Origin of the sequence: Streptomyces sp. NPDC059443, assembly GCF_042750105.1 — a bacterium.
Lineage (GTDB): Bacteria > Actinomycetota > Actinomycetes > Streptomycetales > Streptomycetaceae > Streptomyces.
Genome location: NZ_JBHYVM010000020.1, coordinates 135744 through 146405 on the forward strand (window position 1 = coordinate 135744; position 10662 = coordinate 146405).

Here is a 10662-nt window from a genome sequence, read left to right on the forward strand (position 1 = left end):
GTACGTTCATGACTGAACTGGCCCGCGCACTCCCCGCCGCCGCGTCCGGACTCCGTACGGAACGGGTCCGCGCCCCCGAAACCGACTCAGGCACGGATACCGGCTTCGAAGCGGCCCTGCGCGACTGGCAGTACGTACACAACCTGATCATCCCCACGGATGAGCTGTCGCTCGAAGCCGTACGGGAGCGCTCCGCGCGCAACGTCCTGGACGTGGCCCACCTCGGCGACACCCTCGTCGGATGCATGACGGTCCGCCCGCCGGCGGAGGGCTCCACGACCGCCACCGTGATCGCGCGGATCCTGCCCGCCTACCGGGGCCGGGGATTCGGGCGCGAGCTGTACGCGTACGGACTCGCGCAGGCCCGGAAGCTCGGAGCCGAGGTCATCGAGACCGTCGTCCTCACCTCCAACCCGGAGGGCCTGCGCTTCGCGCAGGCCGCGGGCTTCGTCGAGTTCGACCGCTACGTGCTGCCCGGCCACACCGTGCCGTTCGTCGACCTGCGCCTGGCCTGACCCGGCTGGACCGGGCCGGGCCGGGCCCGTCCGGTCAGGCGCCGTCGACCGCCCCGCCGAAGTCCGCGGCGCGGTCGGCGGCCCATTGTGCGAAGGTGCGCGCGGGCCGGCCGGTCAGCTTCTCGAAGGTCGGCTCCACCACGGCCGGCACACCGACCGACGCCGCCCAGCCCGCGAACAGCGTGTCGATGATGAACGGCGGGATGAAGCGGCTCATCTGCTCGCGCGCGACCTCCGGCGGCAACTCCTCGTACCGCAGCGGACGGCCGATCGCCGCACCGATCAGCGCCACCTGCTCGGCGGCCGTCACCGATTCGGGGCCGGTCAGCGCGTACGTCCGCCTCTCATGGCCCTCCCCGGTCAGTGCCAGCACCGCGACCTCCGCCAGGTCCGCCTCGTGCACCGGGGCGCTCGTCGCGCCCGCGTACGGGCCGCGCACCACGTCGCCGGCCTTCGTCTGACCGCCCCACGGCAGCGCGTTGGTCGCCATGTGGCCCGACCGCAGCAGCGTCCACGCGATGCCCGAACCGCGCACCTCGGCCTCGATGTCGGCGTGGTACTGCGCGATCGGGTTCGCCTGCACCGCGGCCCCGTCGTCCACCGCGTCGGACGACAGCATCACGATCCGCGCGACACCGGCCGCGCGCGCCGCCGCCACGAAGGCGGGGCCCGAACCCGGCACCGCGAACAGGAACACGGCCGTTATGCCGTCCAGCGCCGCCGGGAGCGACTCCGGCTCCCCCAGGTCTCCGCGCACCACCTGGGCGGCGCCCAGTGCGGCCGCCTTCCGCGGGTCGCGGGCCAGCACCCGGACCGACGCTCCCGCGTCGGCGAGCAGCCGGACCACGTGTCCGCCGACGTTTCCGGTGGCACCGGTGACCAGAATCATGAGCACTCCTCGATGTGTACGAAGCAGCCGTGCACGTGCGGTCGCGGGTCCGGACGATCACCCGTCCCCCGCTCATGAACACACCATCCCACCCATTGCGGCAAGCTCCTTGCCGCGATCCGGGGATGATGGACGCCATGTTGGAAACCTCCGCACGGCTGCTGCGCCTGCTCTCCCTCCTCCAGAGCCGAGCCGACTGGAGCGGGCCCGAACTCGCCGAGCGGCTGTCGGTCAGTGCGCGGACCATCAGGTACGACATCGGCAAACTGCGGGACCTGGGGTATCCGGTCCACGCGGTCCCCGGTGTAGCGGGCGGCTATCGGCTCGGCGCGGGCGCCGCGCTGCCGCCGCTGCTCCTCGACGAGGAGGAAGCCGTCGCCGTCGCGGTCAGCCTGCGCACCGCGGCCGGCGGCGGGGTCTCGGGCATCGAGGAGACCGCGGTGCGTGCGCTCGCCAAACTCGAACAGGTACTCCCGCACCACCTGCGCAGACGCGTGGCGGCGCTCCAGGAGCACACCGTCGCCCTGTTGCCGGGCGGCTCCGGCGGGCCCACCGTCCCGGCGGACACCCTCGCGGAGATCGCCACCGCCAGCCGCGACCTGCGCGTACTGCGCTTCGCCTACCGGGGCCACGACGGCACGGAGTCGACGCGCGAGGTCGAGCCGTACCGCCTCGTGCACACCGGCCGCCGCTGGTACTTGATGGCCTGGGACCTCGACCGCTCCGACTGGCGGACCTTCCGCGTCGACCGCCTCACCCCCAAGACCGGCCGCGGCGCCCGCTTCACCGCCCGGGAGGCACCCCCCGCCGACCTCGTGCCGCGCGGTGTCGACGTCGCGCTGTCCCGGCACCGCGCACGCGTGACCGTACACGCCCCTGCCGCGGTCATCCGGGCCCGCGTCCCGGACTCCGTACGCGTGGATCCCCTGGACGCCACCCGCTGCATCGTCCACGCGGGCGCGGACACCCCCGACCGCCTCGCCCTGCACCTCCTCATGCTCGACGCCGACTTCGAGGTCGACGGCCCGCCCGAACTCCTCGCCTCACTCCAGACCCTCGCCACCCGCACCGCCGCGACCCTGGCGCGCCACGCGGTGGCGGAGGTAGACGACTCCTGAGCCGAAGGTGCGGGTCTCCACGAGTTCGAGATCCACCCGGCGCTCGCTCCGGGGAAAGAACGGAATGCCACCGCCGACCAGCACCGGGTAGACCCTGGTCCGGTACTCGTCGATCAGCCCCAGCTCCGCCGCCTCGGCGGCGAGAGTCGCGCCGCCGATCGCGATGCGGCCCTCCCCCGGATCGGCCCGCAACCGCTCGATCTCCTCCGCCAGGCCGCCGGAGGCCAGGCGGGCATTGCCCTGCACCGCCGACAGCGTGGTGGAGAACACCACCTTGGGGAGCGGCTTCCAGATCGCTGCCCATTCGAGCATCGGGGCGTCGAGCGATGGATCCTGGTCGGCGGTCTCCCAGTACAGCATCGTCTCGTACAGCCGTCGCCCCAACAGGTGGACGCCGACCCCTCGGATCTCGTCGGTGACGAAGCGAAAAACCTCCTCGTCGGGCGCCGTCCAGCCGAAGACACCGTCCGGCCCGACGATGTAGCCGTCGAGTGAAACGCCCATCGAATAGCTCACGCTGCGCATCAGAAGACCTCCTCGGCGACAAGGCTGACACTCCGACCGCCAACCGCCCCAGCTGCCGCGCCCGGTCTCCCTCAGCGGGCCGTGAGCAAGGAACGCAGCTGCTGCGCATAGGCCCTGGGGTGAGTGGTGTTGCCGTTGTGGCCGCCCGGGAAGGTGCGTATCTCCGTGTCCAGGAGGGTCGCCAGTGCTGTCGCGCACTGGTGGTCGAAGACGGCCGTCGGGGTGGTTGCTCCCAGGGCCGGGATGATCCGGGTCCGGGTCCGGGTGAGGGCGGCCGGGTCGAGCGTGTCTCCGATGACCGCCGAGAAATCGTGCTCGATGAAGTAGTCGAAGTTGGCCCGCCGGCGCTCGTCCAGGGGCTGCGGTGTCAGACCGGGCTCCGCGTCGCGCCCGGCGAGGTCTATGCCGAGGACCCGGGCCATCTCCGGAAAGGCGGCTGCGAGTCCGCCCGCGCGGTACGTGTCCTGGAGCCCCGCGAGCTCCGCCTTGTGATGGGCCCGCTCCGCCTCGGGCAGCAGCCGCGGAGCGACCGGCTCGTGCGCGATCAGGGTGCTCAGCCGCTCTGGATACCGGGCCGCCACGTGCAGACCTATGACTGCGCCGAGGCTGCACCCGAGCATCAGCGCTGGCTCGTCCGTGACCTCCGCGAGCAGCCGGTGCACGTCCTGCGCGTGCTCGGCGATGGACGTGGTCCGGCCGGGCTCCGTCAGCCGGCTGCGCGAGAGGCCGCGCCGGTCATAGGTCAGCACGCTGAAGGCGTCGGTGAGGTGCGGGACCAGATCCACTGTGCGGTCGGCGTCCCCCTCCCCGCTCTGCGAGATGAGCAACAGGGGCCCTGAACCCTGGAGTTGGTAGTGCAGCACGGCTCCCGGTACCGGAAGCGCGCCGACGACCACGGACGCGGCGGTGGCGGTGGCGGTGGCGGTGGCGGTGGCGGTGGCGGTGGCGGACATGAGGCGACTCCTTCGCGTGCAGTGCGGTGGCGCCGGACCCTTCGTCCGCTGCCCTGCAATCAACATAACCCATCGAAATAGATCCATCAAGAGTGATGGATCAAAAAAGATGCATCTCCTTCGATGTACCGTGTCCCCGTGGATGGAATCGAACTCTTCCTGCTGGGCCGGGCCTTGATGAAGCTCGGCGAAGAGGCCCTGCCCGAACCGCCCGGCGGCTCCGGCCAGTACGCCGGCGGCACCCGTTCCGTCGTCATCGTCGCCGGTGACATCACCGCGCACCCGGACACCACCGTCGGCGAGACGGCCCAGCGCACGGGCCTCCCGCAGAGCCAGGTCTCCGGCGCCGTCGCCCGCCTGCGCGAGGCCGGCTCCGTGGAGACGGCCCCCGACCCGGCCGACCGCCGCCGCACGCTGGTCCGCCAGGCGCCCGGCGCCTCCGCCCGCGTGGCCGCCGTACGGGCCGCCGGAACCTCGAAGGTAGAGGAGGCCCTGGCCCGCGCCCTCGCCCTCACCCCGGCCAAGTCCGAGCCCGGAGCGGAGCCCGGAGCCGACCAACTCGCCGAGGTGACCCACGCCCTGGAGCTCCTGGCCCGCCACCTGATCCCCCGCGACGGCCGCTGACCCGCCCCGGCGGCCGGCGGTGGTCAGTCGTTCGTCAGGAGGAGCTTCTTCTGGGGCTTGCCCATCGCGTTGCGCGGGATCGCCGCGACGAAGCGGACCTCGCGCGGGCGCTTGTGCACCGACAGGTGCGCGGCGACGAAGTCGGTGAGTTCCGGGCCCGTGACGCCCTCGGCCACCACGAACGCGACGATCCGCTGGCCCAGGTCCGGGTCCGGCAGCCCGACCACCGCCGCCTCGCTCACCTTGGGGTGGTCCAGGAGGGCGTTCTCGATCTCGCCCGCGCCGATCCGGTAGCCGCCCGACTTGATCATGTCGATGGAGGCCCGGCCCACGATCCGGTGGACCCCGTCGGCCTCGTCGACGGCCGCGATGTCGCCCGTACGGAACCACCCGTCCTCCGTGAACGCGGCGGCCGTGGCCTCCGGGCGGCCCAGGTATCCGGAGAACAGCGTCGGCCCGGTGAGCTGGAGCTCGCCGATCTCCGCGCCCGGCTCCGCCGCGATGCGGGTGCGGATGCCGGGGAGCGGGGTGCCGACCGTACCGGGCCGTACCTCGCCGCCCGCGCGCCCGCTCACGGTGATCAGCGTCTCGGTCATCCCGTACCGCTCCACCGGCCGCAGCCCGGTCAGCCGCTCCAGGTCCCGGAAGACGGGCGCGGGCAACGCCGCACTGCCGGAGACCAGGAGCCGGGCCCCGCCCAGTGCGGCGGCGGCCTCCGGCGCCCCGGCGATACGGGACCACACGGTCGGGACCCCGAAGTACAGGCTGCCGCCGGCTGCCGCGTAGGCCTCGGGGGTGGGCCGGCCGGTGTGCACGAGGCGGCTGCCGGTGCGCAGGGCGCCGAGGACGCCGAGGACCAGTCCGTGTACGTGGAACAGCGGGAGCCCGTGCACGAGGGTGTCCTCGGCGCTCCACTGCCAGGCCCCGGCCAGGGCGTCGAGGTCGGCGGCGACGGCCTCGGCGGTGAGGACCACGCCCTTGGGCGGCCCGGTGGTGCCGGAGGTGTAGAGGATCAGCGCCGCCCCGGAGGAGCCGGGGGCGGGGCTGAAGCCGGATCCGGACCCGCGCCGCGCGAAGTCCACGTCGGCGAGGACCGCGCCCGAGTCGCGGAGGATGTGCTCGCGCTCGGCCGGCCCGGCGTCGGGCGGCAGCGGTACGAAGGGCACCCCGGCGAGCAGTCCGCCGACGGCGGCGGCGACGGTCTCCAGGGAGGCCGTCGCCGTCACCGCGAAGGCGGGCGCACCGGCGATATCGGCGGCCACCGCGCGGGCGGCGCCGAGCAGGGCCTCGTAGGAGGTGGTCCGGCCGGCCACCGTGAGGGCGTCGGGCCGGTCTCCGTAGGCACCGGTGAGCGCGGTCAGCACTGGTTGTTCCCCCTGCGGCGTGTGGACTTGCCTGATCGGGGCCAGGCTACGGCCCCGATCGCCCCGATCAGGCATGTCCCGCGTCCTCAGGGGTCCGGGGGCCGGGCGCCGGGGCCGGGGCCCCGGACACCCGCGGGCGGACGGCGTCGCCCGCGGACAGCCTCCCGGACAGGAGGCCCGGACAGAAGGCCCGGACAGGAGCCCTAGATCAGGCCCTGCGCCAGCATCGCGTCCGCCACCCGCTCGAAGCCGGCGATGTTCGCGCCCGTCACGTAGTCCCCGGCGGAGCCGTACCGCTCGGCGGTCTCGTAGGACACCGCGTGGATGTCGCGCATGATCCCCGCCAGCTCCTGCTCGACGCGCTCCGAGGTCCACGACACGCGGCCCGCGTTCTGCGCCATCTCCAGCGCGCTGACGGCGACGCCGCCCGCGTTGGCCGCCTTGCCGGGACCGAAGGCGACCCCGGCCGACTGCAGCAGGTGCACGGCGTCCGGCGTGGTGGGCATGTTCGCGCCCTCCGACACCGCCTTGACCCCGTTCGCGATCAGGGAGCGCGCGTCAGCCTCGGTCAGCTCGTTCTGCGTGGCCGACGGGAAGGCGACGTCCGCCGCGACGTCCCAGACCCGGCCGCCCGGCACGAAGCGGGCCGAAGCACCGCGACGCTGCGCGTACTCGCTGATGCGCCCGCGCTCGACCTCCTTGATCTGCTTCAGCAGTGCGAGGTCGATGCCCTTGTCGTCGACGACGTAGCCCTGGGAGTCGGACGCGGTCAGCGGGTTCGCACCGAGCTGCTGGAGCTTCTCGATCGTGTAGATCGCGACGTTGCCCGAGCCGGAGACGACGGCCGAGAGCCCGTCCAGGGACAGGCCCTTGACCGCGAGCATCTCGGCGGCGAACAGCACGCTGCCGTAGCCCGTGGCCTCCGGGCGGATCAGCGAACCGCCCCAGCCCTGGCCCTTGCCGGTCAGGACGCCGGCCTCCCAGCGGTTGGTGATGCGGCGGTACTGGCCGAAGAGGAAGCCGATCTCACGGCCGCCGACGCCGATGTCGCCCGCCGGAACGTCGGTGTGCTCGCCGATGTGACGGTAGAGCTCCGTCATGAACGACTGGCAGAAGCGCATGACCTCGGACTCGGAACGACCGTGCGGGTCGAAGTCGCTGCCGCCCTTGCCGCCGCCGATGCCGAGCCCGGTCAGGGCGTTCTTGAAGATCTGCTCGAAGCCGAGGAACTTCACCACGCCGATGTCTACGGACGGGTGGAAGCGCAGGCCGCCCTTGTACGGGCCGAGCGCGCTGTTGAATTCGACGCGGTAGCCGCGGTTGACGTGGACGCGGCCACGGTCGTCCTGCCACGGCACCCGGAAGATGATCTGCCGCTCCGGCTCGGTGAGCCGCTCCAGCAGGGCCACGCCCGGCTCCGCGTACTCGGGGCGTGCCGCGAACACGGGGGCCAGGGTGTCCAGGACCTCTCGTACGGCCTGGTGGAACTCGGGCTGGGCGGGGTTCCGGCGCTCGATGTCTGCGCGCAGCGCGTCCAGCCGGCTCTGCGGGTCCTTGGGGTCCGTCACGGTGTGTTCCTCCTGGGTTGCTCAGCGGGACCGGCGGCGAGATGCGGCTCGGCGCTTCGGCGCCGAATTCCGCATGGCGGAATTATTCGGCCCGAATACGGCCCCTGGCGGAGAGTACCGTGTGAGCCCGGACCAAGGCCATGCGTCTTTCCGGCCCGCGAGGGAGGCTCCGCCGGATCACTGCCGGATCACTGCCAGATCCCTGTCCGGCCCCTGCCCGATCCCCGCCTGATCCCTACCACTTCGCTACCGCGCACCCTCAAGTGAACTTGAGGTCAATCAATATGATCACATTGCGTCATGACCACGACGAAGACCCTCTACCTGCTCTGCTCCGCCGCCCCGCCCGTCTTCGACGTGGCCCGTGTCATCGAGGACGCCCAGTCCCGGGGCTGGGACGTCTGCCTCGGCCTCACCCCCACCGCCGCGCACTGGCTGTCCGGCAACCTCGACGGCCTCGCCGCGCTCACCGGCCACCCCGTCCGCTGGCAGTACAAACTGCCCGGTGAGGCCGACGTATGGCCGGCGGCCGACGCCCTGCTCCTCGCTCCGGCCACCTTCAACTCGGTCAACGCCTGGGCCCTCGGCCTCACCGACAGGTTCGTCGTCGGCGTCGCCGCCGAGGCCATGGGCAAGGGCACCCCCGTGGTCACCATGCCCTGCGCGAACGCCGCCCTCGCCGCCCACCCGCAGTTCGACCAGTCCCTGGCCGTCCTGCGCGGCGCCGGGGTCACCGTCCTGTTCGGCGAGGACGGCTTCACCCCCGGCCCGGCCGGCCCGGACGCGCCGGCGCACTTCCCGTGGGACGTGGCTCTGGACGCCGTGGACCGCGCGCCCGCAGCCCCGTAACGCCATAACCCCACAAGCCCACAAGCCCACAGCCCCGCAACCCCGTAGGGCCTACTCCCCCGTCACCCCGTCGATCGCCTCGCGCAGCAGGTCCGCGTGCCCGTTGTGCCGGGCGTACTCCTCGATCATGTGGGTCAGGACGTAGTGCAGGGAGTAGCTCTGGTCCTCGTAGGACCCGGTCACGTCCAGCGATTCGGCCGCGTCCACGATCTCCCGCGAGCGCGCACAGGTGTCCTCCCAGATCTTGAACGACCCGGCCACGTCCGCGTCCGCGCGGTCGACGTGGAACTCGGTCCACTCCCCCGCCTCGTTCTTCGGGAAGTAGCCGCGCACGTCCTCGCCGCCCACCACGTTGCGGAACCAGCCTCGCTCGACCTCCGCGAGGTGCCGTACCAGCCCCAGCAGGCTCAGCCCCGAAGGGGCCACCGCCCGGCGCCGCAGCTGCTCGTCCGTCAGCCCGGCGCACTTCATCATCAGGGTGTCCCGCTGCCACTGGAGGATGCTGGTGAGGGTGGCGCGCTCGTCGCCCACCAGGACGGGCCGGGTCCGCTGTTCGTCGATCATCGGATGATGATCACAGCGGTACGGGGATCAGCGCGCGCCGTTTCACATGCCGGACAACGCATACCGGACGGACGCTCAAGGCCCGCTGGAGAACCGCTCGAATCCACCGTCCCCCGGACCGGTCCCGCCCGTATGATCGCCGTTACTTGACGATTCGATGACCCGTTCCCGAAGAATCGATGACCCAGAACCTCCGTGGACGGACGAGCAGGGGGACCACGATGGAAACCGCACGCTTGGCCTCGCTCATCGCCGCCACCATCACGACGGGACTGGTCAGCGGCCTGTTCTACGGCTTCTCCGTCGCCGTGATGCCAGGGCTGAAGCGCACCGACGACCGTACGGTCATCGAGGTCATGCAGCGCATCAACGTGGCCATCCTCAACGGCTGGTTCGTCCTGGGCTACATCGGGGCGTTCCTCTTCACCGCCCTGGCCCTGGCCCTGCACATCCCGTCCGACGGCCGTGGCGTACTGCCCCCGCTGATCGCGGCGCTGGTCTGCTACGTCGTCTCGATGGGCCTCACCAACAAGGTGAACATCCCCCTGAACAACGCGCTGGAGAAGGCAGGTCCGGTGGCCCGCATCAGCGACCCGGCCGCCGTCCGCCGCGCCTTCGAGGGCCCCTGGGCCCGCGCCAACGTCTGGCGCACCCTGCTGTGCACGGCCTCGGTCGGCTTCCTGGGCTGGGCCCTGTACCTGCACGGCCAGATGGGCTGACGCCGGCCGCCGCCGCCGGCCGCAGAACACGGACAGAAGTCCCCCGGCCGGACGGCCGGGGGACTTCGTGTCGAGCGCGCGGTTCAGCGGGTGGCTCGGCCGTACAGGACCAGGGCGCGGGAGAGCGCCGTCAGGGCCGCGGTGCACAGCAGCGTGCGGAGGATGTTGGTGGAGACCCACGTGCCCTTGAACTTCTCGACGATCGAGAAGTCCGTCATCTTCGTGGCGTCGCCCGCGGCGGCCAGCTCGTTGTTCAGCGGGATGTTCACGGCGAAGGTGATCATCAGGACGATGAAGTAGGCCACGGTGGCGACCCCGACCCAGATCGCCACGTTGCGGCGGCCCTTGCGGAACTCCACGATCGCCGAGGCGCCGGCCGTCAGCAGGGCGATGATGAACACCATGCCGAAGAGGCCGTTGCCGTCGATCGCCTTGTTGAACGCCTGCATGGCCGTGACGTACGTACGGTCGTCGCTCGCGGCCAGACCCGGCATCACCGAGACGTCGAAGGCGAAGAAGAGGCCCGCCATCAGGCCGATGAAGACGGTCGAGACCAGGAGGAGGGCCGTGGCCACCTTGCTGCGGTCCGAGGCCGCCGGTACGGGCGGCTGGGGCGGAGCGTAGGAACCGGGCTGGGTGTAGGAACCGGGCTGGGCCGGGTACGGGCCCTGGCCCGGGCCGCCGGCTTGGTACTGCTGGGAACTACCGGCCGGATTGGGGTTCATGGGAGATCCTCGTCTGGGGTGGTGGGAGTACTGCTCGCCCTCGGCACGGACACTCGATCGTGGCACTCCCACGGATGCCCGGCCATGGGGTTTCCACCGGCTCTCAAGTGAATCTCGAGAGCCGGTGGCGAGATCCGTTCGGCCGCCGGTTCGGTCAGTAGCGGTAGTGGTCGGCCTTGTACGGGCCTTCGACCGGGACGCCGATGTAGGCGGCCTGCTCGGGGCGCAGGGTGGTCAGCTTGACGCCGA

The 10662-nt window shown here is 71.9% G+C and carries 13 protein-coding genes; 5 read left to right on the top strand and 8 right to left on the bottom strand.

The features are described from left to right. Positions 1–8 precede the first annotated feature (8 nt). Positions 9–515: a GNAT family N-acetyltransferase gene (locus tag ACFXDJ_RS20645; protein WP_384649704.1), complete on the top strand. Its 507-nt coding sequence runs from the start codon at positions 9–11 to the stop codon at positions 513–515. Between the two features lie 34 nt (positions 516–549). Here ACFXDJ_RS20645 and ACFXDJ_RS20650 read toward each other — a convergent pair whose 3' ends face one another. After that, positions 550–1404: an NAD(P)H-binding protein gene (locus tag ACFXDJ_RS20650; RefSeq protein WP_384649706.1), complete on the bottom strand. Its 855-nt coding sequence runs from the start codon at positions 1402–1404 to the stop codon at positions 550–552. 137 nt (positions 1405–1541) lie between these two features. Here ACFXDJ_RS20650 and ACFXDJ_RS20655 point away from each other — a divergent pair, with 137 nt between their 5' ends. Continuing rightward, the gene (locus tag ACFXDJ_RS20655; protein ID WP_384649708.1) at positions 1542–2522 is read left to right on the top strand and encodes a helix-turn-helix transcriptional regulator; all 981 of its coding nucleotides are present in this window, start codon (positions 1542–1544) and stop codon (positions 2520–2522) included. On the opposite strand, the gene ACFXDJ_RS20660 is transcribed toward ACFXDJ_RS20655, so the two are convergent. Both ACFXDJ_RS20660 and ACFXDJ_RS20665 read right to left on the bottom strand, forming a co-directional pair. Next, positions 2448–3047, bottom strand: a complete 600-nt coding sequence (locus ACFXDJ_RS20660) for a dihydrofolate reductase family protein (RefSeq protein WP_384649710.1) — start codon at positions 3045–3047, stop codon at positions 2448–2450. The genes ACFXDJ_RS20655 and ACFXDJ_RS20660 overlap by 75 nt on opposite strands. Before the next feature lie 71 nt (positions 3048–3118). Next, positions 3119–4000 (bottom strand): alpha/beta fold hydrolase, encoded by an 882-nt coding sequence (locus tag ACFXDJ_RS20665; protein WP_384849860.1) that lies wholly within the window; start codon positions 3998–4000, stop codon positions 3119–3121. A gap of 177 nt (positions 4001–4177) precedes the next feature. On the opposite strand from ACFXDJ_RS20665, the gene ACFXDJ_RS20670 reads away from it, so the two are divergent. Continuing rightward, on the top strand, positions 4178–4624 hold the full coding sequence (locus ACFXDJ_RS20670; RefSeq protein ID WP_384649738.1) for a MarR family transcriptional regulator: 447 nt from the start codon (positions 4178–4180) through the stop codon (positions 4622–4624). Positions 4625–4647: 23 nt separating this feature from the next. Here the strand turns inward: ACFXDJ_RS20670 and ACFXDJ_RS20675 are convergent, their stop codons facing one another. Both ACFXDJ_RS20675 and gdhA read right to left on the bottom strand, forming a co-directional pair. After that, entirely contained in the window at positions 4648–5988 is a 1341-nt protein-coding gene (locus ACFXDJ_RS20675) for an AMP-binding protein (RefSeq protein WP_384649714.1), read from the bottom strand. Between the two features lie 203 nt (positions 5989–6191). Beyond that, positions 6192–7556: an NADP-specific glutamate dehydrogenase gene (gene gdhA / locus ACFXDJ_RS20680; RefSeq protein ID WP_384649716.1), complete on the bottom strand. Its 1365-nt coding sequence runs from the start codon at positions 7554–7556 to the stop codon at positions 6192–6194. Between the two features lie 300 nt (positions 7557–7856). Here gdhA and ACFXDJ_RS20685 point away from each other — a divergent pair, with 300 nt between their 5' ends. After that, the gene (locus ACFXDJ_RS20685; protein WP_384649718.1) at positions 7857–8405 is read left to right on the top strand and encodes a flavoprotein; all 549 of its coding nucleotides are present in this window, start codon (positions 7857–7859) and stop codon (positions 8403–8405) included. Positions 8406–8456: 51 nt separating this feature from the next. Here ACFXDJ_RS20685 and ACFXDJ_RS20690 read toward each other — a convergent pair whose 3' ends face one another. Next, complete coding sequence (locus tag ACFXDJ_RS20690; protein WP_384649720.1) at positions 8457–8969, bottom strand: DinB family protein; 513 nt, start codon at positions 8967–8969, stop codon at positions 8457–8459. A 221-nt stretch (positions 8970–9190) separates the two neighbouring features. On the opposite strand from ACFXDJ_RS20690, the gene ACFXDJ_RS20695 reads away from it, so the two are divergent. Next, positions 9191–9688, top strand: coding sequence for a DUF1772 domain-containing protein (locus ACFXDJ_RS20695; protein WP_384649722.1), 498 nt, complete (start codon positions 9191–9193; stop codon positions 9686–9688). 83 nt (positions 9689–9771) lie between these two features. On the opposite strand, the gene ACFXDJ_RS20700 is transcribed toward ACFXDJ_RS20695, so the two are convergent. Next, entirely contained in the window at positions 9772–10413 is a 642-nt protein-coding gene (locus tag ACFXDJ_RS20700; protein WP_384649724.1) for a DUF1772 domain-containing protein, read from the bottom strand. A 154-nt stretch (positions 10414–10567) separates the two neighbouring features. After that, positions 10568–10662, bottom strand: a 95-nt coding sequence (locus tag ACFXDJ_RS20705) for an adenosylhomocysteinase (RefSeq protein WP_384663908.1), incomplete at its 5' end; no start/stop codon positions are given.

Excerpts from the sequence above, each read along its gene's own strand:
- ACFXDJ_RS20645 (WP_384649704.1), top strand. The coding sequence starts at position 9 with ATGACTGAACTGGCCCGCGCACTCCCCGCCGCCGCGTCCGGACTCCGT.
- ACFXDJ_RS20650 (WP_384649706.1), bottom strand. The coding sequence starts at position 1,404 with ATGATTCTGGTCACCGGTGCCACCGGAAACGTCGGCGGACACGTGGTC.
- ACFXDJ_RS20655 (WP_384649708.1), top strand. The coding sequence starts at position 1,542 with ATGTTGGAAACCTCCGCACGGCTGCTGCGCCTGCTCTCCCTCCTCCAG.
- ACFXDJ_RS20660 (WP_384649710.1), bottom strand. The coding sequence starts at position 3,047 with ATGCGCAGCGTGAGCTATTCGATGGGCGTTTCACTCGACGGCTACATC.
- ACFXDJ_RS20665 (WP_384849860.1), bottom strand. The coding sequence starts at position 4,000 with ATGTCCGCCACCGCCACCGCCACCGCCACCGCCACCGCCACCGCCACC.
- ACFXDJ_RS20670 (WP_384649738.1), top strand. The coding sequence starts at position 4,178 with ATGAAGCTCGGCGAAGAGGCCCTGCCCGAACCGCCCGGCGGCTCCGGC.
- ACFXDJ_RS20685 (WP_384649718.1), top strand. The coding sequence starts at position 7,857 with ATGACCACGACGAAGACCCTCTACCTGCTCTGCTCCGCCGCCCCGCCC.
- ACFXDJ_RS20690 (WP_384649720.1), bottom strand. The coding sequence starts at position 8,969 with ATGATCGACGAACAGCGGACCCGGCCCGTCCTGGTGGGCGACGAGCGC.
- ACFXDJ_RS20695 (WP_384649722.1), top strand. The coding sequence starts at position 9,191 with ATGGAAACCGCACGCTTGGCCTCGCTCATCGCCGCCACCATCACGACG.
- ACFXDJ_RS20700 (WP_384649724.1), bottom strand. The coding sequence starts at position 10,413 with ATGAACCCCAATCCGGCCGGTAGTTCCCAGCAGTACCAAGCCGGCGGC.